The organism is Vibrio penaeicida (assembly GCF_019977755.1).
GTDB classification, from domain to species: domain Bacteria; phylum Pseudomonadota; class Gammaproteobacteria; order Enterobacterales; family Vibrionaceae; genus Vibrio; species Vibrio penaeicida.
The window spans coordinates 1020097-1044106 of the sequence record NZ_AP025145.1; the positions used below are offsets into that span (position 1 = coordinate 1020097).

19 protein-coding genes are annotated in these 24010 nt (G+C 43.0%); 12 read left to right on the forward strand and 7 right to left on the reverse strand.

Features of this window, described 5'->3' with window-relative positions; translation table 11 throughout:
• The first annotated feature begins 4 nt into the window (after window positions 1-4).
• The 9 genes from LDO37_RS22840 (at window position 5) to LDO37_RS22880 (ending at window position 11474) form a co-directional block, all read left to right on the forward strand.
• Entirely contained in the window at window positions 5-1507 is a 1503-nt protein-coding gene (locus tag LDO37_RS22840; RefSeq protein WP_126608244.1) for a sugar ABC transporter ATP-binding protein, read from the forward strand.
• Complete coding sequence (locus LDO37_RS22845; RefSeq protein WP_126608245.1) at window positions 1500-2438, forward strand: ABC transporter permease; 939 nt, start codon at window positions 1500-1502, stop codon at window positions 2436-2438. Before LDO37_RS22840 ends, LDO37_RS22845 begins: the two co-directional genes overlap by 8 nt.
• Window positions 2435-3358 carry a sugar kinase gene (locus LDO37_RS22850; protein ID WP_126608246.1) on the forward strand — a complete coding sequence of 308 codons (924 nt, stop codon included), beginning with the start codon at window positions 2435-2437 and terminating at the stop codon, window positions 3356-3358. The genes LDO37_RS22845 and LDO37_RS22850 overlap by 4 nt, the downstream gene beginning before the upstream one ends.
• Before the next feature lie 159 nt (window positions 3359-3517).
• Complete coding sequence (agaR, locus tag LDO37_RS22855; RefSeq protein WP_126608247.1) at window positions 3518-4282, forward strand: transcriptional repressor AgaR; 765 nt, start codon at window positions 3518-3520, stop codon at window positions 4280-4282.
• 423 nt (window positions 4283-4705) lie between these two features.
• Complete coding sequence (locus tag LDO37_RS22860; protein WP_126608248.1) at window positions 4706-7126, forward strand: diguanylate cyclase domain-containing protein; 2421 nt, start codon at window positions 4706-4708, stop codon at window positions 7124-7126.
• A 110-nt stretch (window positions 7127-7236) separates the two neighbouring features.
• Window positions 7237-8199, forward strand: a complete 963-nt coding sequence (locus tag LDO37_RS22865) for a GlxA family transcriptional regulator (RefSeq protein ID WP_126608249.1) — start codon at window positions 7237-7239, stop codon at window positions 8197-8199.
• A complete protein-coding gene (locus LDO37_RS22870; RefSeq protein WP_126608250.1) occupies window positions 8192-9373 on the forward strand; it encodes an MFS transporter in 1182 nt (393 codons plus the stop codon). Before LDO37_RS22865 ends, LDO37_RS22870 begins: the two co-directional genes overlap by 8 nt.
• Before the next feature lie 93 nt (window positions 9374-9466).
• Complete coding sequence (locus LDO37_RS22875) at window positions 9467-9811, forward strand: HopJ type III effector protein (RefSeq protein ID WP_126608251.1); 345 nt, start codon at window positions 9467-9469, stop codon at window positions 9809-9811.
• Between the two features lie 319 nt (window positions 9812-10130).
• Window positions 10131-11474: a GAF domain-containing sensor histidine kinase gene (locus LDO37_RS22880; RefSeq protein WP_185829829.1), complete on the forward strand. Its 1344-nt coding sequence runs from the start codon at window positions 10131-10133 to the stop codon at window positions 11472-11474.
• Between the two features lie 259 nt (window positions 11475-11733).
• Here LDO37_RS22880 and LDO37_RS22885 read toward each other — a convergent pair whose 3' ends face one another.
• Window positions 11734-12672 (reverse strand): porin, encoded by a 939-nt coding sequence (locus tag LDO37_RS22885; protein WP_126608252.1) that lies wholly within the window; start codon window positions 12670-12672, stop codon window positions 11734-11736.
• A 404-nt stretch (window positions 12673-13076) separates the two neighbouring features.
• Between LDO37_RS22885 and LDO37_RS22890 the strand changes: the two genes are divergently transcribed.
• Entirely contained in the window at window positions 13077-13562 is a 486-nt protein-coding gene (locus LDO37_RS22890; RefSeq protein WP_224055898.1) for a cupin domain-containing protein, read from the forward strand.
• 64 nt (window positions 13563-13626) lie between these two features.
• Here the strand turns inward: LDO37_RS22890 and tkt are convergent, their stop codons facing one another.
• Together tkt and tal are read right to left on the reverse strand one after the other, a co-directional pair.
• Window positions 13627-15633: a transketolase gene (tkt, locus tag LDO37_RS22895; RefSeq protein ID WP_224055899.1), complete on the reverse strand. Its 2007-nt coding sequence runs from the start codon at window positions 15631-15633 to the stop codon at window positions 13627-13629.
• Between the two features lie 91 nt (window positions 15634-15724).
• Entirely contained in the window at window positions 15725-16675 is a 951-nt protein-coding gene (tal, locus tag LDO37_RS22900) for a transaldolase (RefSeq protein WP_126608095.1), read from the reverse strand.
• A gap of 409 nt (window positions 16676-17084) precedes the next feature.
• Between tal and LDO37_RS22905 the strand changes: the two genes are divergently transcribed.
• Window positions 17085-18074 carry a sugar-binding transcriptional regulator gene (locus LDO37_RS22905; protein WP_101114420.1) on the forward strand — a complete coding sequence of 330 codons (990 nt, stop codon included), beginning with the start codon at window positions 17085-17087 and terminating at the stop codon, window positions 18072-18074.
• Window positions 18075-18163: 89 nt separating this feature from the next.
• Here LDO37_RS22905 and LDO37_RS22910 read toward each other — a convergent pair whose 3' ends face one another.
• From LDO37_RS22910 to LDO37_RS22920, 3 genes are all read right to left on the reverse strand, one after another.
• Window positions 18164-20473 (reverse strand): bifunctional diguanylate cyclase/phosphodiesterase, encoded by a 2310-nt coding sequence (locus LDO37_RS22910; RefSeq protein ID WP_126608094.1) that lies wholly within the window; start codon window positions 20471-20473, stop codon window positions 18164-18166.
• A gap of 116 nt (window positions 20474-20589) precedes the next feature.
• Window positions 20590-21426, reverse strand: coding sequence for a sulfurtransferase (locus LDO37_RS22915; protein WP_126608093.1), 837 nt, complete (start codon window positions 21424-21426; stop codon window positions 20590-20592).
• An 87-nt stretch (window positions 21427-21513) separates the two neighbouring features.
• A complete protein-coding gene (locus tag LDO37_RS22920; protein WP_126608092.1) occupies window positions 21514-22425 on the reverse strand; it encodes a LysR family transcriptional regulator in 912 nt (303 codons plus the stop codon).
• Between the two features lie 100 nt (window positions 22426-22525).
• Here LDO37_RS22920 and LDO37_RS22925 point away from each other — a divergent pair, with 100 nt between their 5' ends.
• On the forward strand, window positions 22526-23416 hold the full coding sequence (locus tag LDO37_RS22925) for an MBL fold metallo-hydrolase (RefSeq protein WP_224055901.1): 891 nt from the start codon (window positions 22526-22528) through the stop codon (window positions 23414-23416).
• A gap of 137 nt (window positions 23417-23553) precedes the next feature.
• Here the strand turns inward: LDO37_RS22925 and LDO37_RS22930 are convergent, their stop codons facing one another.
• Entirely contained in the window at window positions 23554-24009 is a 456-nt protein-coding gene (locus LDO37_RS22930; protein WP_126608091.1) for a hypothetical protein, read from the reverse strand.
• Window position 24010: the final 1 nt, after the last annotated feature.

A 24010-nucleotide genomic window follows, 5' to 3' on the forward strand; every position in this document is an offset into this window, starting at 1 on the left:
CTTTATGCAAAAAATTCTGTTAGAAACAAAAGATCTAAGTAAGCATTTTGGTGCGGTAAAAGCCGTGGATGGCCTTACTATTCAGTTGTCATCGGGTCGAGTACACACGATTTTGGGAGAAAATGGTTGTGGAAAGTCCACGACACTTAAAATGCTGGCCGGTGTCCATTTTCCCACTCGAGGTCAGATCCTACGCAATGGTCGCGAGGTAAATTTCAAGTCACCAATGAATTCAAGAGAGAGCGGGATTGCGATTATCTTTCAGGAGCTTTCTCTATGTAATAACTTGACCGTTGCCGAAAATATTTATGCCAACAATGAACCTCAAACGAGAGGAATCATTGACGACTCGAAAATGATAGAAAACGCCAAGGCGCTTCTTGAAAAGTACAAGATACCCATTTCCCCAACGATAAAAGTCAGCGCACTGTCCATGGCGCAGCGACAGCTGGTCGAAATAGCCAAAGGGTTAAGCTACTTTTCTGAAGTCGTTATTTTTGACGAGCCTTCTTCTTCACTTTCTGATTCAGAAGTGGAAATTTTATTTCGCATCATTGCTGAACTTAAGTCCGACGGTAAAGCGGTTGTTTATGTCAGTCATAAAATGGCTGAAATCATGAGAATTTCAGACGACATTACCGTTATGCGTGATGGACAGTACATCGACACGGTAGAAAAAGAGCAAACGGACATAGATTCATTGATCACCATGATGGTTGGTCGAGAAATGGACGACATTTATCCCGACAAAATTGATGAACTACAACCGCTGGGCGAACCTGTTCTTAAGGTCCGAACGTTAACGAATCCGGCCTATTTCCAAGAAGTCAGCTTTGATCTTCATGCTGGTGAGGTTGTCGGTTTTTTTGGGCTTGTTGGTTCAGGTCGCTCCGATGTTATGAATGCGCTTTTCGGCATGTTGCCGTATCAAGGAAGTATTGAAGTGAAGGGCAAGTCGCTGAACATATCTAGCCCAAGCGTCGCGATAAGCCATGGGATTGCGTTTGTAACGGAAAACAGAAAAGAAGAAGGTTTGGTGCTAGAGCACAGTGTGCATATCAATTGCAATCTTGCTTCTTTTGAAGATGTGGCAACCGCAGGCATCAGAAACCCCAGCGAAGAGCTCCGAATTACAAAAGGCAGCATCAAAAAAATGAACATTAAGGTTCACGATGAACACCAATCTGTTGGGTCATTGAGTGGAGGAAATCAACAGAAGGTCGTGCTAGCTAAATGGCTAGAAAAAAAGCCAGACATTCTGATTTTGGACGAACCCACACGAGGGGTGGATGTAGGCGCAAAATTTGAAATCTACAGCATCATTCGAGATTTGACGGCAACAGGGACAGCAGTGATTTTGGTTTCTTCGGAATTGCCAGAAGCGCTGAATATGAGTGACCGATTGTTTGTTATGCGCAATAAGCGAATCGTTAAAGAATTGAGTACCAAAGGATTATCTCAGGACAAAGTTATGGTATACGCGACAGGAGTGGATTCAAATGATTAGGATGTTCGTAAAGGAGTATGGTGGGATTTTAGGTGGGCTCATTCTACTTATCGCCGTGTCTTCATTTCTATCTGAATACTTTTTATCGATGAATAATTTTACCAACATATTGCTTCAAACATCGATTGTTGCGATTGTTGCATTCGGGATGACTTACGCCATTTTATTGGCTGGAATAGACTTATCTGTTGGTTCTATTGTCGCTTTGACTGGACTGGTTTTGGTTGTGGGGCTAACGAATGGATTGCCTTTTTCACTCATGTTGCCCATCGCTCTAGGTGTTTCCGTATTTTGTGGGTTTGCAAATGGGTTTATAACCACATGGTTAGGCGTGCACCCTTTTATCGTCACGATGAGTTTTATGGGGATTTGGCGCGGTGCCGCAATGCTGACCAGTGATGGTAAAGCCATTTCTCTCTATGACAATGCGCCCTTTGAGTTTGTATTTAATGGCTATTTCCTTGGAATACCATTTCCTATCATCATTTTAATCGCGATGATTGCGCTCAACCATTTTCTATTATCCAAATCAACATTCGGAAGAAAAATATACATCGTGGGTGGGAACCCTGAAGCAGCCGCTTATTCAGGAATAAATGTGTCGAAAACGACGGTCTACTCCTACATGCTTACAGGGCTAATGGCCGGGATAGGCGGCGTCATGTTAGCGTCCCGAATGTTCTCGGCTCAACCTACATCAGCAAATGGAATGGAGCTTGATGCCATTGCAGCCTGTGTTCTCGGAGGGACATCTCTAACTGGCGGCAGAGGGACCATCATTGGAACCCTAATAGGTGCGCTCATTATTGCTGTTTTAAGTAATGTTATGAGCCTGATGAATGTCGATTTCTTTGTTTCTCTCATCGTGAAAGGAATCGTGATTCTCATCGCGGTAGGAATAGACGTATACAAAAACAAGAAAGGTAAATGATGAAAATTGTAACCATAGGCGAAATCGTCGTTGAGATAATGGCGACAGAGCGTAACCAGCAATTATCACAAACCGGACTTTTTTCTGGCCCGTTTCCAAGTGGCGCTCCTGCGATATTTATTGACCAAGTTGCTAAGTTAGGAGTGGAATGCGCCATTGTGTCTGCCGTTGGAAATGACGGGTTTGGGGAACTGAACATCAATCGACTTCGCAATGATGGCGTCGATGTGAGTGGGATAACCGTTTTAGAGAAGGAAACCACCGGAAGTGCCTTTGTAACTTATCACTCGGATGGGAGCCGTGATTTTATCTTCAACATTAAAAACGCCGCTTGTGGAAAGCTGAGTCTAGACAACGCGAACCTAGAGGTATTTAAAGATTGCACGCACCTTCATGTCATGGGTTCTTCTTTGATCAGCGAAGACATCGTACAGCTTACTCTTGAGGCTATAAGACGAGTAAAAGAAAAGGGTGGAACGGTGTCTTTTGACCCTAATATTCGTAAAGAATTGTTAGATGACAAAATGGCTCGTTCACTTCTCCAGATCCTTGAAAATACCGACACCTATTTGCCAAGTGAAGCGGAAATCACGACGTTATCTAAGTTTGAAGATCAGAGTGCTGCAATTAACGATTACTTCGAACACTTTAACGTGAAGGAAGTGGTTTTAAAGTGCGGTTCAAAAGGTGCGACTGTATTCACTCAAAGCAAAAAGTACGTACAACCGCCTTTCGCAGTGGACGAAGTTGACCCTACAGGCGCCGGAGATTGTTTTGGCGGCGCGTATATTGCGTGTCGAGTAAGAGGACAAAACATAGAGGAAGCCCTACGTATTGCGGCAAAGTGTGGTTCGCGCTCTGTAACGGTGACCGGACCGATGGAAGGCACATCGCGGTTGGAAGAATTAAACGGGCTCTAGAGTACTCGATTTTTTCGATTTTGTAGGTTAGAGGACAGTATAACTCTGCGTTACTTCTCGGCTTAACGGTGGGTAATTGTTATCAAAATTATCCTCATGTACAATCCTCGCTTTGGTTGTTAGCGCGAAATTTTACTGCGAAGAGGGTAGCTTCTCAAGATGAGTCAAACGAGTAAAAGAAGGGAAAGTATACTAAACAGGCTGAATTTAAACGGCAGTGTTTCAGTAAACGAGCTATCCGAATTACACGATGTAAGCCTAGTAACAATACGGAATGACCTCGACTACCTTGACGAGAAAGGTTTGCTAATACGTTCTCATGGCGGGGCTATTCGTAATCAGTCTTCTTTGGCTGAATCATCGAACAAAATTAAATTGACCCACCACACGCCAGAAAAGCTCGCCATAGCAAAAGAAGCGGTGAAACACATTCAGCCCAAAGATGCGATCATTCTTGGGGCAGGGACAACGACAGAATACATAGCCAAACTCATTGCGGATAAATCTGATTTAGTCGTGATGACAAATGGCTTGAATATTGTTTCGACTTTGTCCAATTCGTCTGGTTTGGATGTCATGATAACAGGTGGAACGTTACGTTGTGACAGCCAATCATTTTATGGCCCCCAAGCCGAGTCAAGCTTGAAAGATTACCACTTCGATAAGATTTTTATGGGTGTGGATGGTATTCACTTGGATTACGGTATTACGACACACAGTGAGCACGAGGCTCGTTTGTATCGTGTTATGTGTGAATCTATCAAGAAAACAGTGGTAGTGACCGATTCCAGCAAATTTGGAAAAGTCAGTGTGTACAAAGTGATACCGTGCAGTACCGTTGATGTTCTTATTACTGACAGTGGGATATCTGAAGAACACAAACAAGCGCTTATTGAACAAAACATAAAAGTCATTATTGTTTAGAGCAGCAAGATCATGATACTCAAATACTTCCTTTATTTTTGAGTATCATCTGTTGCCCTTATGTTGCTCTAGAAAAGGTTTACAGGCGCTTACTTCTTCATAGATTCTCTAATCCTGATATCAGTTACCCTTCAAATTATTAACAACCCTATTCATTCTATGGCTCATTTTTGATACTTGCTGCAAGTAGGTACTCGTAAGGGTCGAATTCGTCCAATAAAAATTGGACACTGGATGCATTAACCCGAACAAAGTGTGCGCTAATGGCGCAACTTTTTCAGTGCAAACCCTTTCTTCTGCGCAAACCCCTTGTCAGTGTGAACCCATTTTGTGCGTATGAAGGTTGGGTTGGATGGTTCTGTTGCAAATATGGATGTTTGCATACGGAGTAAGTAGTTCCGATTGAGCGAGGGTTGGTACGCTATGAAGTACCTGTCAAAATACCATCGAAATAATTTCATCATACTCAGTGTGATCATCGCTTTGATCGATGTAATTTTTGTTTTCATTAGCATTAACTCGTCAAAACAATCCCTTTCAGTTTCTATCGAAGAACAAGCTCAGCAAATTACTCAGAGCTATCAAACCCTCTTGGATCAATCAAAAGCCGACATGAGTTTACTGACAACCGTTATCGCCAATGATCCCAATGTAAAAAGCTTAATCCGCGAAAGAGTGAACAATCCGCAGAAAAAAGAGAATGGCAACGAGATTTTCAATGACTTGCTTCGGCAAAAGCTTACCAACCAGCTCAAACCTGCTTGGCAAATGATTCAAGAGCAGTACTACATTAAAACGTTACAAGTATTTTTAGCTCCAGATGCAAAAGCGTTTTTAAGATTGGACCAACCCAGTGTCTATGGTGACTCGGTTGACGGGGTTCGTGAGACGGTAACCAATGCAATAGCCAATGCAGATGTGCAAGCTGGATACGAAGTGGGTAGAACGTTAGCTGCGCTTAGAGCCGTTGCGCCAGTTTTTGGAGATTACAATGAAGCGCAAGATCAAAGGGGCATAAAAGAAAACAATTCTGTTATTGCTGCTATTGATGTCGGAGTACCTTTGAGCAATATGCTGAAACGCATAGGAGATCATATCGATGTTGAGGCGGGAGTGACGTTACGAACCTCATCTATCGCGAAGTCCATGTGGTTAGACTATCAGGAAGACTACCATCGATTACAATACATTGAAGGTTGCCTTTGTATCATCAAACACCAGTCCACGCCCATTTTCTCAGACTTAATTCGGCAGTTGACGGATTCATCTTTAATCAAACAAGGTTACAAGCAAAACGTTATTGAGTTTGATGGTAAGCCGCTTAACGTGATTCAGCTTCCTATCATTAGCTATGCCGATACATTGAAAGGTAGCAATGAAGAAGTAGGAAAAGTATTTTTCTGGAAAGACGCCTCGCCGCTATACGAACAGTTCTCCAAAACGGTTAACCAAGCCATGATGTGGGGGGTACTTGGTTACGTCTTGGCGGAAATCATAATTCTCTGGGCGTTCGTGGCGAGTATAAAGAACCTTGAAACGGTTATTCGTGGGCACACGGAAGATCTGGAAGATAGCCAAAGCAACCTAATTCAGGCGCAACGTATTGCGAATATAGGAAGCTGGACACTTAACTTGGAAACCGAATCACTCTATTGGTCGGAGCAAATCTATCATATTTTTGAGCTTGAAGAGGATGAACACGAGCCCTCCTATCAGCTTTTTCTTGATGTTATTCATCCGGAAGACAGAGTAAAAGTAGATCGCGCTTTTCGAGAGTCTTTAGAAAACAAAACGCCTTTTTATGTTAGCCACCGTTTGTTTATGCCCGATGGGCGAATTAAGCATGTGATTCAAGAAGGTAAAACGCTGTTCTCTGCCAATGGTCGCCCAGATGTCACTGTCGGTGCTGTTAGAGATATTACCGATACCTATGTCGCTCAAGAAAAAGAAAAGTTGGCAGCAAGCGTATTTAAGCATGCTAACGAAGGTATTTTCATCAGTAATGCAAAGTTGGACATTATTGAAGTTAATGATGCTTGCCTTTTGTTTGCAGGCACAAATATTGACGAGTCAAAAAACGCCAACTTATTGGAATTCCAAAATAGGTTCATGCAAGCTAAGCAATTTACTGAAATGACCCAAGCTTTGCGAAAGGAAGGGCATTGGAATGATGAAATTTGGGTTAAACGCTCCAGTGGAGAAGAGGTCGCACTGGACTTGAACATCAGTTCCATTCGAAATGAACATGGCCAAGTTACCCACTACGTCGGCATTTTTTCCGATATCACGATTAAAAAACGACACGAAGAGCGCTTAAATTATATCGCGCACTTTGACTCGTTGACTGGGTTGCCAAATCGAATTCTGCTCACCGACCGGCTAAGCCAAGCCATGCTTCAAACGGAGCGTTCGAAGAAACACATTGCCATTCTCTTTTTGGATTTAGATGGATTCAAAAAAATCAATGATGGCTATGGTCATCTTGTTGGCGACATGATGTTAGAACACGTTGCCGAACAGTTCCAAAACAGCATTCGAGCAGGTGATACCGTTGCAAGGTTTGGTGGGGATGAGTTTGTTTTTGTTATTCGAAATGTATCTAAGCCGTGTGCCTATGACATTCCTATCAGTCGGATACTGGAAGCCGTCGCCGTCCCTATGGTTCACGAAGGGCACACGTTGCATGTGTCTGCCAGTATTGGAATCACATTTTACCCGCAATCAGAAAGCAAACTCGGGGCAGAAGCGCTTATAAAGCAAGCGGATATTGCTATGTACAAAGCGAAAGCAGCGGGCAAAAATGGGTTTAGGATTTTCGATGAAGGGTGTGTACAGGAAACATAACACTCGTCATAACCCTATGTCCGAAATGATCTGATATTCGTCGTTGTGGACAAACGTGATTCAATTCATACTTCTAAGTGTTAGAGAGAAATCGAGCACATGAGGTACGAATGAAAAAAATAGGGATTTTTGCTTACCCAGGCTGCCAAAGCCTTGATGTAATCGGTCCTGCAGAAGTATTTTCCTCAGCCAACAAATTCAATGAACATCCTGCTTATGAAGTCATCATTTTTTCATTCGAAGAAGGAAAATTGAAGTCGGATGGTGGTTTAACGCTTTACGCTGAAACAAGCTGGGATAATGTGGATGAGCTAGATACGCTTATCATTCCTGGTGGAAATCAATCGCGAACGTATTTGGGGCGTGAAGATATTCGTGAATGGCTTCTTGCTAAAGCGGAAAATTGCCGACGTGTTACTTCAGTTTGTACTGGTGCATTTTGGTTAGCTGAAGCAGGAATTCTTAATAATAAAAGCGCGACAACCCACTGGCGACACTGCGATGCTCTTCAAGAGCGTTATCCACTGATTCATGTAGATTCGGATGCAATTTATCTCCACCAAGGTAAGGTATCAACCTCGGCTGGTATTACAGCGGGCATTGATCTTTGCCTTTCTCTCGTCGAACAAGATCTGGGCTATGCGACTTCCGTTTCTGTTGCGCAGGAGCTTGTGGTTTTCTATCGGAGACCAGGAGGTCAGTCTCAATTTGTTTCTCTACAATTGGCTCAAAGTTCAGGCGATACAAGAATTGCCAGTGCGATTCGCTTTATTCATCAGCATTTGAAAGTGGATATTCGAGTTGAAGATATTGCTCATCATGTCGGATTGAGCAGCCGTCAACTCAACCGTGTTTTCAAGTCAGATATTAATATAAGCCCAAACCAATATGTGGTTAAAGAGCGCTTAAATTTGGCCTGTGATCTGTTAAAGAATAGCGATTTAACATTAGAACGAATTGCTACATCTTCTGGGTTAGCGAGTGGCGATAACTTAAGAAATGTTTTTCAACGTCAATATGGTATAAGCCCAATGGCATACCGTCAGCGATTTAAAAGGAATATAAATGAATAAGAATGTTTGGCTTTTGTCTTTGTGTCAGGCATTGCTCATGACGGGCAACATAGTATTGATTTCTGTTGTTGGTCTTATCGGGAAAGAGATTGCACCGAGTTCAAGTTTGATCACTTTACCTGTCGGTCTGCAGTTTCTAGGGCTCATGGCTGCGACGATCCCCGCTTCTTTGATCATGGGGAAATTGGGGCGCAGAAAAGGTTTCAGTTTAGGGAATATTATTGGGGTTTCTGGCGCGTTATTGGCTACGTTCGCATTAAACCAAACCAATTTTTGGCTATTTTGCGCCGCGACCACTCTACTAGGTATCGGCATCGGATTCGGGACACTTTATCGGTTTGCGGCTATTGAAGTCAGTGATGAAAATGCCCGCCACAGAGCAATATCTATTTCGATGGCTGGTGGTGTTTTGGCGGCTGTGCTGGGGCCGAATTTGGCGGTAATGTCTCACACCATGTTTCCCGAGGGGCTATACATAGGGGCATTTGGCGCCGTCTTGTTACTCAATATCATTGCCTTGATAGTATTACAGACGATAGGTTTTCCTACTGCTCAAGAACACAAGAGCAATGAAGTGAGCGATCCCATTCGCACCATCATTAAACAGCCAAACTTTATGACCGCTGTATTTGCTGCAATGGTGTCTTACGCTGTAATGAATCTATTAATGACGGCCACGCCACTTGCCATGCTTGGGTGTGGATTTGATTTCACCCGAGCGGCTGGAGTCATCGAATGGCATGTATTAGGTATGTTTGTTCCTGCATTTTTCACAGGGCGCTTGATCGAGAAATTCGGTTCTCGCGCGATGATTGTGACGGGTGGATTTATCTTTATTGCGTGTATTGCTATTAATGTCCACGGTCAATCCATTTGGCACTTTACCACCGCGTTAATTTTGCTGGGTGTTGGGTGGAATTTCATGTTTATTTCGGCAACGGGGCTGTTTAGCCAGTCTTACGCCAATAAAAATCGCTCAAAAGCACAGGCATTTAATGAATTCTTTGTATTTGGGTGTGTTGCGATAACGGCAATGTTGTCTGGCTGGCTAGAAGCAACGATAGGTTGGCAGAAACTCAATCTCTATGTGGCGCCATTCGTCGTGGCAGTGTTGATAGTGTTTATCTTTAATGCAAGGAAAGTTCACAAATCCAGTAAGGAGCTAAGTGGATAGGGGACAAAGATTTGAGTATTTGGGCTGGCTGGGTATACTGCTCAGCCAACTCAACCTTATCAAATTTAGCTAGCTACAAAAGGAATCTTATCCATGGATTTACAGGATCTTCTTACTACCTTATCCGAGTCTCCAAACTCTGTTCAATTTGCAGATGTTATTTCAGTGATTGAATCAAACTACGAATTCACACCAACGGAATTTCAAAATGGCGAGACATTGAATGAAGCGGGGCAAAACAACGGTTCGTGCAAGATCTTTGCGTTTGCGAAGATTCAAGCTTTAGACCCGAAGAGCACACTTTCTTGTTTTGGCGATTTTTACCGTAAAGATGTACTAGAGAATCCAGAAGGCGATGATCATCAGAATATTCGAAACTTTATTAAATTCGGATGGGAAGGTATCCGCTTTCAAGGTCAAGCCTTGTCAGAAAAATAAAGTCTACTTTTTTGACTTTTTATAATAGAAAAAAACCGGATAGACAAACAAAAGGGTTCTATCCGGTAACTCTCCATAAAAAGCTACATCGTCAATAATAAAGAGTGATTTTCTCTCTACTAAAGTGTCCTACTGAAATTGTTACGTTCGACGCTCATTCCTGTCAGAGCATAACCAATGCATTGAACACCGTTGAGGTAGGATTGAAACTAAATCCAATAGAAAACAGGTTGGTGGGTCAATAATTGGTCGTTGAATATATTCACAACTGAGCTAATTTTAAAAGTATGTGCAAATAATTAAATATTGAGTATTTAATATGGACAAGATACTAGAGAACAAACGTTTAGCTGAATTAGAACGGTTTGAGATACTGGATACGCCATCTGATGGCGCATTTGATAATATATCAGCACTTGCAGCCTATATTCTAAAAACACCTATAGCTATTGTCAGCCTAGTTGACAAAAATCGAATTTGGTTCAAGTCTCACCATGGTTTGGAGATTAATCAAATTGACAGAGAGCCAGGTCTCTGTTCCTCAGCTATCATGGATGATAGTGCTTATATTGTCCGTGATGCCAAGGTTGACCCACGCACACTGTCGAACTCTCTAGTGGCTGGTGAGTTTGGCTTACAATTCTACGCTGGCGTGCCACTTAAAACGTCTACAAACTGCAATTTGGGAACGCTATGTGTTATTGATTTTGAACCAAGAGAAATCACACAAGAAGAGATTGACTTATTGGAAAAAATGGCCAAATTAGTGATGGATCAAATGGAGCTCAGGTTGGCTAGTCGAAAAATTGCTGACCTACATCAAGAATTAATGCATGAGACGCATGAAAAAGAAAAAGAGCATAAAGAAAAAATATCTTCGCAGAATAAATTAAACGAATCTCAAATAGCGTTGGTACGAGAAGAAAAAAAATCTGCATTAAACTCAATGATCACAGGCATTTGCCATCACATCAACACTCCTTTAAGTAACCTTTCCTTATCTTTAGAGTTAACGCGAGAAAATACTAACAAATTAATGAATAATGCAAGCGTTAGAGAGGGTAAGGTCGCATTTCGTAAAAGCGATCATGATGCGTTAAATGGATCAATGGAAATATCAAGTCGAGCAGAAGAACAAATTAGGGCAATTATAGATCGTACTAAGTTTCTCAACCCTCAGGAACTTTCGATCGTTGCTGATAACATAAAGTTTGAAGAAGTTGTAAAGTTTTCCTTGGCTTACCTACGACAACATCGCGTTTCACCTATAAATTTAATTAAAAATTATAAAAGAGATATACGTCTACTTACCTCTCCATACATTTTAGCAACTGCCTTGAGCATTTTATTTGAAAATGTGATAGATCATGCCTATTCGGATCAGCGCGAAGTCAGTATTTCTATTTCTATACAAAGCCGTGCAAATGGAGAATTTGCCGTTCAAATAGAAGATTTCGGGGTAGGTATACCTGAAACACAAAGTAATCAAATATTTGACCCATTTTTTTCTGGAGAATTGTGCCGAGAGCATCATGGTTTGGGTCTGGCTATTTGTAAAACTATGTTGGAGGAATTATTAGGTGCGTCCATCACACTATTAAATAAAGAGTCGTCGGGCTGTTTATTCGAAATAATCTTGCCTCCTACTCGCGATATGTATTAGTAAAGTAACTTACCTGACGCTAACTGTATCTCATCATTCCATATCAGATATTTCTTTTAATTCAGGGAACCACCAAAAAAGGGATGTTTATAAGCAGAAAAAAACCGGATAGACAAAGGCTCTATCCGGTCAGAAGGCAGTGGATTAATTGCTCTTCAAAATGAAATTTAGAAATTTAAAACCATGGAAAGGTTTTCGTTAACTTTGGTTATGCGCATCGCATAGATTCAATGTATTGCTACAGAGAACCTACTACGCATTAAAAGTTAACAACGATGCCTGCAGTCGCGCCTGACTCGAAATCACTTTTCGCTTCAGTATCTAGCTGAGAGTACTCAACAAATACCGTTGTTTTCGAACCCAGTGCGTAACCGACACCCGCGTAAAAACCAGAGTCTGTTGGTGCGTTATCTTCATCAACTTGACCGTAACCACCATAGAGGCGTGCTGCATCGATGTTGTACTCACCGCCTAAGCGCCAAGCCATTACGTCTGTGCCTGCTTGATCTTCCATAGAGAAATCTGCACCCACTTTAAACGCTTTGAATTTGTAGCTTGCGCCTAAGTTGAAGCCAGAGAAGTTGTCGTTATCAGCGTTCACTTTTTCATCTTGATAATCGTAAAAACCAGCGGAAAGACCAAGACCCATAGGAAGGTCATAAGCACCTGCGATGGTAAAACCACTACGCTCGTTGTTGTCTGCTTGTGCGAATTGGTAAGTCACACCTGCTGTTAAGTTTTCAACCAAGTTAGACGCTGTGAATTTTACGATACCGTTATCACGACCACGATCTTCAAGGCTTTGAGAGTAGCCATACCACTCATCAAATCCACCACGGAAAGACACGTCATCAAAAATGGTAGTTTGACGACCAAATGTCAGCGTACCAATGTTGGTGAATTCAAGACCTGCGTAGAAATCACGCGAAGTGAATGCTGTGTCAGCATCACCGTATTGAACTTCGAAACGACCGATGGCTGCAACACCTTCAGTTGCTTGATGCTTAGCAGTGAAGCCAAGACGAGAACCACCATCGTTGATAGAAGATTCAGAGCCAGTGCCGTTATCTTCAACTTGCATAACGGCAAATGCACGACCGTTAACTTCAAGAGTAGAACCATCATTGTTGTAAACTTCTGCTGCGTTTACAGAACCTGCCGCTGCCATTACAGCCACTGCCAAAAGAGTTTTTTTCATAATTAATCCATTTATGTTCAAAAGAATTCGGAGAGAAAAGGTCTATTACCCATGCTAATCGCCTGATAAAGAATGACTTCCCCTCAATTAGAACGACATACTGAAACCAAAATATTATAAGGTCAAGCGTTCTGTATGATGAAATATTGAGCGCATAAATGATGGAGAGGATAGATTGAACCTTAAACTAACGGGCTAGTATTCTGTTTAAAATATCTATTAATACAAAGAAATAGAGCGCTTCTTTTTAAATGGGCTGCTGTTCAGTTTAATGGTTTGTTTTAAGGTCTTCCATTCCGTAAAGTGTTTTGAAGTATGTGACGTAAATCACTTTAGGGTTTGATGTTCTGTATATTCTGTATGTTCGTATGCGGTTAAAAAAAGTATGCATAGAGGAAGCATGTATGAGAAATGGATTGATAAAGAAACAAGAAATCGACGAATTTGAGGGAACAAATAAGACCCATTTTTTAAATAAAAATGCTCAAAGAACCAATAAGTCTCTTGGGGATCTAGCCGGTATAAAAGGCTTTGGATTTCACATTGTTGAAATTGAGTCTGGTTTTGAGTCCACGGAACATCATGTTCATTATTTTGAGGATGAATGTGTTTATGTTCTTGAAGGTAAGGGAACAGCACGAATAGGGGAAGAAGAGTTCTCAATTGAAGAAGGCGATTTTATTGGGTACCCCGCCGGTGGAGAAGCGCATTCTATCATCAACGAAAGCGACGTAACGTTACGTTGTATCGTTGTCGGACAGCGGCTCGATCACGACGTTGCAGACTATACATGGATGAAAAAGCGGATATATCGTAACAAAGGGTTGCCTTGGAACTTGGTTGATCTAGACAATATTGACGAACCTATGAGGTCGGTAGGTCAAAAGTAAAAATGCCCCACTCACAAGAGCAGGGCATTGAATCGATAACAGAATCTGGCGTAAGCCTGACGAATTAAGCCAACAGTTCGTTAGCGGTCTCGACTACGTTTTCAACTGTGAAGCCGAACATCTTGAACAGTTCGCCCGCTGGTGCAGATTCACCAAACGTTGTCATACCAATGATACGACCGTCGAAGCCTACGTACTTGTACCAGAAATCAGCAATGCCGGCTTCCACTGCAATACGAGCGGTTACGTCTGAAGGCAGTACTGATTCGCGGTAAGCAGCGTCTTGCTTGTCGAATGCATCCGTTGAAGGCATAGAGACTACGCGTACTTTCTTGCCTGCTGCTGTCAGTTGCGCTGCGGCTTCAATGGTTAACTCTACTTCAGAGCCCGTTGCAATCAAGATAAGCTCTGGCTTGCCATCGCTGTCTTTCAGGATGTAGCCACCTTTTGCGATATCAGCCACTTGTGCGGCGTCACGCTCTTGCTGCGCTAGGTTTTGACGAGAGAAGATAAGCGATGTTGGACCGTCTCTGCGCTCAATCGCCAGTTTCCAAGCCACTGCCGATTCCACTTGGTCACATGGACGCCATGTGCTCATGTTTGGCGTTAGGCGTAGAGAGGCGATTTGCTCAACCGGTTGGTGAGTCGGACCGTCTTCACCCAAGCCGATAGAATCGTGCGTGTACACCTGAATGTTCTGCACTTTCATCAGTGCTGCCATGCGCATCGCGTTACGTGCGTATTCCATGAACATGAGGAACGTTGCGCCGTATGGTACGAAACCACCGTGCAGAGCAATACCGTTCATGATGGCTGTCATACCGAACTCACGCACACCGTAGTGGATGTAGTTACCGGACGCGTCTTCCGCCGTCAGTGATTGAGAGCCAGACCACATGGTCAGGTTTGAAGGCGCAAGGTCAGCCGAGCCACCCATAAATTCAGGCAAGATAGCACCGAACGCTTCCAACGCGTTTTGCGACGCTTTACGTGACGCAATGTTAGCTGGGTTAGCTTGAAGATCTGCAATGATTTGGCTTGCTTTCGCTTCCCATTCTGCAGGCAGTTCGTTGTTTACTCGACGTTTGAACTCGGCGGCAAGCTCTGGATATGCTGCTTCATAAGCTGCAAATTTCTCGTTCCACGCTGCTTCCTTAGCTGCGCCTGCTTCTTTCGCAGACCACTCTGCGTAAACTTCCTGCGGAATTTCAAAAGGACCGTGCTCCCAACCTAAAAACTCACGTGCTGCTGCAATTTCTTCATGACCCAATGGCGCGCCGTGACAGTCGTGTGAACCCGACTTGTTTGGCGAACCGAAACCGATGATGGTTTTGGTACAGATAAGGGTTGGACGTGGGTCCGCTTTCGCCGCTTCAATCGCTGCGTTAATCGCATCCGCATCGTGACCGTCTACTGCAGGAATGACATGCCAGCCGTACGCTTCAAAACGCTTAGGTGTGTCGTCTGAGAACCAGCCTTCCACTTCACCGTCGATAGAGATGCCGTTGTCATCCCAGAACGCAATCAGCTTGCCAAGACCCAGCGTACCCGCAAGAGAACATGCCTCGTGCGAGATACCTTCCATCAGACAGCCATCACCCATGAAGGCGTAAGTGAAGTGGTCAACGATGTCGTGACCGTCTTTGTTGAACTGCGCCGCTAGAGATTTCTCAGCCAGAGCCATGCCCACTGCGTTAGTGATGCCTTGACCAAGCGGACCTGTCGTGGTCTCGATGCCCGGTGCGTAACCGTACTCAGGGTGACCTGGTGTTTTTGAATGCAGTTGACGGAAGTTCTTCAACTCTTCGATTGGCAAATCGTAACCCGCAAGGTGCAACAAAGAGTAAATCAGCATAGAGCCGTGACCGTTAGATAAAACGAAACGGTCGCGGTCTGCCCACTCAGGGTTGGTTGGGTTGTGGTTTAGGTGAGAGCGCCACAGTACTTCGGCGATATCAGCCATACCCATTGGTGCACCTGGGTGACCAGAGTTAGCAGCTTGAACGCCGTCCATGCTAAGGGCACGAATAGCATTAGCTAGGTGCTTTCTAGATTGTAGAGAGTGATCCATAATTACTTCCAAATAATATTGAATAACTAAAAATAAAGAAGAGATAAATAGGGGAACGAAAACGTTCCCCTAGGTTTGAATTAGTATTGGATTAAAGCTTGGCTTCAATCATCGCTTCTAGCTTACCTTGGTCGATAGCGAAGTTACGGATGCCTTCTGCTAGTTTTTCTACAGCCATTGCGTCTTGGTTGTGATCCCATAGGAAATCAGCATGGTTAAGTGCAGCAGGGCGTTCTTTCGCACCGTTTGAATCAACCAGCTTCTCAACAACATCACCTTCTGCTGCTTCTAGCTCTGCAAGCAGTGCTGGAGCAATAGTCAAACGGTCACAGCCTGCTAGTTCAAGAATTTCACCGATGTTACGGAAGCTTGCGCCCATCACAACAGTTTTGTAGCCGTATTCTTTGTAGTAGTTGTAGATGTTTGTTACAGAAACAACGCCTGGATCTTCAGAAGCTTCGAAGTCACGACCTTCTTTTGCCTTGTACCAATCCATGATGCGACCCACGAATGGAGAAATAAGGAAAACACCTGCTTCAGCACACGCACGAGCCTGAGCGAAAGAAAACAGAAGTGTAAGGTTACAGTTGATGCCTTCTTTCTCAAGAATTTCTGCAGCGCGGATACCTTCCCAAGTAGATGCAAGTTTGATCAGGATGCGATCATTTGTGATGCCTGCATCGTTGTACATTTTGATAAGCTGACGAGCTTTTGCAACGCTGCCTTCGGTGTCATATGAAAGGCGAGCATCTACTTCTGTAGAGATTCGACCAGGAATAGTCGTTAGGATTTCTTTACCGATATTTACAGCAAGCATGTCACAAGCGTCTTGAACTTGTTGCGCTTTGTCTGAGCCTTGAGTTTTAGCGTAATCGATCGCTTGGTCAATCAGAGGTGCGTACTCTGCAATTTGAGCTGCTTTAAGAATTAGAGAAGGGTTGGTTGTTGCGTCTTCTGGCTGGTACTTCTTAATAGCTTCAATTTCGCCCGTATCAGCGACTACAGTGGTGAGTTTACGAAGTTGCTCTAACTTATTGCTCATTACGATCATCCTATTTCTTGGGCGCGATAGACTATTTACGCGCACTAAATTGCAAGCAAGTCAGGCGAAAGGTGAATCCAAATTCCGCCCACTTTAAACGTTTTTTGCTCGGCGAACATTTGTTATGAACATATGCTCGATGAGTGAGTAAATGATGTAGCCATATTTAATCGATCAGCGATCAAAGTCAATCATTGATTGATGTCACAATACAGAAAAATCAGCGAAACGTAATTTATCTCACAACCGCTAAATAATTAAACGTTTGCCTGATTCAACAGCTCTAAAAACAAACCCGAAAGCACTCGAAAATATCGGTGAGAAAATGTAACGCCTGTGAGCAAAAGTTTGCTCTTTAGGGCAGGAATTATTATTCTACATACCACTTTTGTACCGGACCAATTGAATTATGACCGCAAAAAATGACATCAACTCAGAAAATAGCGATTTACTGACAGAGATTTCGGTAGCCTATTACCAGGATGGCGCGACTCAAGAAGAAATTTCTAAGAAGTTTTCCATTTCCCGTGCCAAAGTCGGACGTATGCTTAAACAAGCACGAGACGAAGGCATTGTTGAAATAACAGTGAAGTATCACCCTGTTTTTAGCGCGAAAATAGAACAGAGGCTAGTTGAAAGGTTTGGCGTTAAGAGGGCATTGATTGCGCTTGACCAGCCGACAGAAGAACTTCAACGCCTTCAAGTTGCTGGTTTGGTATCAAATTACCTAAACAACACACTCAAGAACGGAACCGTTATAACGGTAGGGCAAGGGCGAAATGTATCGGCCGTTGCGCATCATATCGGTGTGATATCACCAAGAGATTGTAAGTTTGTTTGCGGAATAGGGGGCATTCACCCTAGAGGCGGTAAATTTAATGCAGACCATATTTGTCGACAATTAGCCAAAAAATACGGTGGTTCATCGGAAACACTTTACGCGCCGGCCTACGCAGAAACCAAAGCGCAAAAAATAGCGTTCATGGAAAACAGCACGGTGAAGCAAACGTTAGATTTGGCACGTAAGGCAGATGTTGCACTCGTTGGTATTGGCGACATGAGTGAAAATAGCTATATGGTGGATTTGGGGTGGTTTACGGCAGAAGAAGTTGTGCAAGCTCGTTTACACCAAGGTGTCGTGGGCGATTTTGCCGGTTATGACTTCTTTGATGTGCAGGGAAACTCGGCTAATACGGTTATGAGTGATCGGGTTATTGGGCTTAACCTAGAAGAGTTCCGCCCCATAAGCGATGTTATAGCCATTGCTGCGGAGAATAGTAAGCCTCTTGCTTTACTAGGTGCACTTAGAACTGGTGTGGTTGATGTTATCGCCACTACCGTAAGTACTGCTCTCACAGTACTAAACCTTGATGAGCAAATGAATGTTATTGAAAAATAATACGACGCAGCTGAAGACTGATTGAGTTAGAGATAAACAAAAAGCAAAGAACGAAGTATGGGTTCTTTACTTTTAGTCATTCATAAGGTTTACGCTACGTCGGTTTGGCTTTGGGAAAGGTTTTGCTGATGCTGGAGACCATACGGCTCAACGAATGCAGCAAGGGCGCTTACAGGCATTGGCTTCGCGTAAAGGTAGCCTTGGAATAGATCGCAACCACATTCCTTCAATACTGCTTCATGCTTTGCGTATTCAACCCCTTCCGCTAAAACCTGCATATCGAAGTTTTTACCGATAGAGATAATGTTTTGAACCATCTTAAGCGATTTTGTGCAGGTTAAAATGTTATCGATAAACCCTTTATCAATCTTGATTTCATGGAAAGGCAGTTCACCCAACATGCTTAAAGAAGAATAACCAGTACCGAAATCGTCGAGAGAAATACCCACTCCTAATTTATTCAAGCTTTCGCAAATAGGGCGAACAATATCCAGGTCTTCGATGAAGAGGTTTTCAGTAATTTCTAAGGTAATATTACGCTGATTGAAACGCTGAGTTTGAATAGAGAGTATCAACTTATCCAAAAAGTCATCTTGGGTAATCTGTCGGACGGATATATTGATTGAAACCTGGAAATCGTATCCAAGCTGCTTTTGCAATTTGCCCATTTCCGCCAAGGTTGTATCTATGATCAACTGACCCAGTGTTGGCATTAAACCACATGATTCCGCTATGGAAATAAACTTGTCTGGTGGCACAAATCCTAGCTCATCATCGTTCCATCGAACGAGCGCTTCTACACCATGTAGGTTGCCCTGTGCATTAAACTGTGGCTGATAAACCATATACAGTTGGTTTTGCTGTATCGCTTGGCGTAAGCGTTGCTCTAGCCTAACTGAATGCAGGTAACTGCTTTGCATCGACTCTGTAAAAAAGCTTAGTGAGTTGCGTCGTGTCTTAGCGTCGTACATGGCAATATCCGCGCAACGCAAAAGTGTATCGAGGCTAGTACCATGCTCTGGATACTGTGCGATACCGATACTGCAACCCAATATAAAGCTGCATTGATCAATTTCATATGGCTTGGACAAGTTATGGATGATGTTGTTGGCAAATCGATTAAGCTCATAGTGGTCTGTCATTGACGTTACTATGATGAATTCGTCTCCACTTTCTCGGATTAAAAGTGCTTGTTCATCTGTGGCGTCCGAAAGTCGAGAAGCAATTTCTTGCAAAACTTTGTCACCATGATCATGCCCAGAGCTGTCATTCACATTTTTAAAGTTATCCATATCCATGAACAAGATTGAAAATGGTGGAGCAGTTGGTCTGAGCCAGCGATGGATATGAGAGCGCAGGAAATGACGGTTTGGAAGACGAGTTAGAGGGTCATGATTTGCTTGGAAAAGAAGTTCCTCATGGCGATCCTTTTCATGCTTGTCTATTGAGCGAACAAATAGATAGAAAATCGCTTGAATAGACATAAATATGACGAGGTAAATTGCCATGATTCCAATATATTCATAAGCGATATGACGCAAGTCGATTTCTGACACAGTCCAAATATTGAATCTAGGGATGTATTGGATTGCGTAAAGCGCTGGGTTTTCTTGATCCAATGCATAACCGACAGTAGGAATGCCTTTAGTTTTAAGTTCATTCAGCTTGAGAGAATTAGATGTCGTCACGCTGTGAATCAAGTTATCAAAAAATGATTCTGAGATAGGGGTAGTGTAGTCAACAGCGGTGTTGTGCGAGGCCGTCATAAACTGGATGTAATAATCGTCTCTTATAACCCCAATTTTGTGCTCGAAACTGTCATGAAGCCTGATGTTGAAAAGCGTGGTTCTATCGAGTTGAAGACCCGCTGTCATTACTGCAAGTACGTTTCCAGAGTTGTCACGAATGGACTTTCTAATTGGTAGAATGAACTCATCAATATCCTCTTTGTAATAGGTTCTTCCAAGTACCATTGAGTCACTAGCTAGCGTTTTAGCGAAGGATTCACGAGTATTGTCTTCTTCTAAAAGGTTAGGTTGCGCGAACATACTCAGATTAGAACTGACTAATCGAATATTGCCGTAAGGATCTGACAGACCAAAAGCCGCGATGCTGTTGTTGATGGTGAGCAAACTGTCTAACCATTCCTGACCCGCATCTTTGCTTTGATAGTTATTCTCCGAAAGCAGCCGATCGCCCAGTACATCAAGCACCATTTCTTGATTATTTAGGAGTGACGTTATACCAGTGGTAAAAATCTGAACGGCGTTATATTGCTCTTGGGAATGCGAACGTTCTACTTTCTGCCACTGTTGCCACGCGATGAACAGAAATATCACACTGCTTATCAAGGCAAGCAACCTATATAACGTCCATATGTTCCTTTTTAAGTCTGCCATTACTACTTTTTGACTTCCTTGTTACGATACAGCGACTATTCGCAGGAAAATTGAATTATCCAAATAACAATTGAGTTGTCACTCAATTGTTATGTTTTGTTACTATTTTTGAGAGCTTACCCAACTTCAACAGGAAGCTCAATTGACTGACCCCACTCAGTCCATGAACCATCGTAGACAGAAAAATTATCATACCCAGATTCATAAGCAGCAACCGCTAAAATTGCAGCCGTAACACCTGATCCGCAGCTAAAGATGAGCGTACTATTCGAATTTAAATCCCATTTATTAAATAGATGAGTTAGCTCATTAACGGGTTTGAAGTAAATATCATTCATCACTTCTTGAAAAGGCAAACTATGAGAACCTGGAATATGTCCTGATCTAACGCCCGCGCGAGGCTCTTTAACTTTTCCTTCGTAGCGAGCTCGTGGTCTTGCATCAAAGGTATAATGATTTTCTTTAGAGATCGCATTTAGCATGTCACGCGAGCTATAAACGAAATTTTCGTTTAGTTTCGCTGTAGCGTTGCCGTAATGCGTTGAATTCGACAGAGAACACACTGTTCTGTATCCAGAGTTTATCCAAGCTCTGAGCCCGCCTTCTAACAAGTAAACTGAATTAAACCCCATGGCTTTAAACATCCACCAAGCTCTTGGCGAGGCATAAGTACCAGCTTGGTCGTAAACGACGACAGTAGTGTCCTGATCGATGCCCAGCGAGCGAATATGGTGCTGAAATTCTTCTTCAGTTGGCATCATATGCGGAAGAGGAGATTGTTTATCGTAAATGACTTTATCGTAGTCAAATCGCAACGAATCAGGAATAAAACCAGCGTGTGCGGGCTCCGGCGCTCCTGGAATCATGAGATCTAGGCTGGCATCTAGCACGACTACTTTATCGCTAGTTAATTTATTTTCTAGCCAAGAGGGTGTTACCAAAGCTTTTGTCATGACGATCTTTCCTTGAAGTTAGCGACGAACAGGATCTCGTTATATGTAAAAACCTGTACGCGTTTGAATGTGAGAGTACCTTTCGTGTTAAGCAGCTATCATTGGCAGTTTTCGAAGTTTTTCTGCAATAGTGTCAACCAAGAACCTAGATTTAAAAGGAATTGGGTGGGCAGGAAAAATAGCGAATATATCAACCGGTCTTAGTGTGTATTCTTTTAGCATTCTTATCATGCGCCCGCTTTCTACGTCTTCATGCACATAGAACGCTGGAAACAAACTTAACCCAAGGCTTTCTAGTACCATCAAACGGGTTGCTTGGGCTGTGTTGCATGTCATTGTAGCGGCAGGTTCGCTGATAACTTTACTTTGTTCTGGTGTCGTAAATGCGATTTGCTTAGAGAGTTGACTGTTCTGTATCCAAGGCAATTTCACCAAGGAGTTAGGCGTTAAGTTTTTCGATTTTTTTTCAAAAGAAGAGGAAGCGCATATCCAATGCTCAGTAGAGCCTATTTTTCTAACCGGATAGTTCTCTTGTTTTAGCCAACCGACTCGTATAGCGATGTCAATGTTATCTTCGAGCAGATTTACCGTTCGGTTATCGAATATGATCTCCATATGTAACGATGGATGCGAACGTTTAATTTCGGCAAGAATCGGCGTTAAAGTTGTCGCGCCGAAGTCGACAGCCATGCTAATTCTTACACTGCCGCTAATGGCAGTATGTTCACTGTTTGAGCGTGAAGAAATTTCACTGTATTCGCCAATGATGTTTTCAGCGTGTTGATAAATCATCTTGCCAACATCTGTCAGGCTAACGGTTCGGGTTGTTCTGTTTAACAGACGAACAGACAAGCTGTCTTCTAAATCATCAATATGTTTGCTTACAACCGATCGGCTTATTTCCAACGTATCCGCTGCTTTGGTAAATGACCCTGTCCGAACGACATGGGCAAACACCACTAGCTTAAATAAATCTCGGCCAACGCCTTTCACATTCATGTCTCCATTGTTCTATTTTATGTAACACAGATGTATTTATTGATCTATTTATTCGTTTATTTGGAACGATAAACTGTGAGCACACTTATAGAGAGAACATATGATGAAACAACAATTGCTCGCGACTTCCATACTTCTTGCTTCCGTTTCTTTTGGCGCCAATGCTGAATTGGAATTGATAGGCGATACTAAGCCGCTTCAACTTCATGTATTTAATGCCGGAGAAGACAGCTTCAACGTGAAGTCTGTGTTGGTCACTGGCGAAAAAGAAGCCGTGCTCATTGATGGGTTATTTAAACAATCTGATGCTCACAGATTAGTTGCCGATATTCTGGACCTCGGAAAAGAGCTCAAAACAGTGTATGTAAGCCACAGTGACCCAGATTACTACTTTGGTTTGGAGGTGATTAAAGAAGCCTTCCCGAATGCAAAGATCGTTTCAACTGAGTCTACAGCAAACGCAATAGCGAAAAAACTGAATGGAAAGCTGTCTGTTTGGGGACCTCAGCTGGGTATGAATGCCCCTTCCCATCCAGTCATCCCGTCTGTATTGGATGGAAACGAAATCTTACTCGAAGGGCACAAGCTGAGTATCGAAGGGCTAGACAAGGAATATAAAGCGCGCAGTTATGTTTGGATTCCTGAGATAAAAGCAGTAGTTGGTGGTATCAATGTCGCTGGCGGAGAGCACGTTTGGATGGCAGATACGCCGACACCAGCATCACGCGATTTATGGAAGCAAGCGCTTAAATCAATTAAAGACCTAAAACCAGAAGTTGTTGTACCTGGGCATGCAACAAAAGGTGTGGAATTCTCGATGTCGTCTGTCGATTTTACACAGCAATATTTGAATCATTTTGAAAAAGCGGTCGGTTCAAGTAAAGACAGCAAAGAAGTGATTGCTAAAATGGACAAACAGTACCCAGAATTTGGAAAAGGATTCACGTTAGAGCTGGGTTCTCAAGTCGCTATGGGCGAGCGCACCTGGTAAAGAAATACCCAAGTATGCTTAGATACTTGGGTATAAAGGTATAAAGGGTGAAATGACGCAAAGTGTCGCCTTTTTCTTTGCGTCATTTCGTTGGGAGTTTTAGTGTCTTCTGGCTCTATAGACAGCAGCCTAAGCCATTACCAGATCCATGTCGATTGTGACGCATAAAATCGTGTTTGGAGTGGTGCGCTTCCGTCATAAAACCAAATCTCTCCGAGTAAGTCGTTCGAGCTGTCAGAAATAATGACAGATAGGTCGGCTTTTCCATCTTTGAGTGGCATAGCTACAATTCTGCTTCCGTAATCTGGTAGCAATGTACCGTCACTTAATGTGTGATAGTTCCGATAGATTGAAAGGTACGCTCTAGCGACAGAAGTCGATGATATATCTATCGCGACGTTTCTGTTTTCAATCGGGTCATAATCAAACCCTTCAGGTGCAACCAAGTCTTTAGTTTTAACACTTGGTGTCGCCGTTTGAGAATCATCGGGAGCTGGTGTCGCGGCACTTCCTCCACCTGTACTGCCTCCGCCGCCTCCGCCACATGCGGTAAGAGAAAGACCCAATAGAATAGATAAGATAATGTTTTTCATG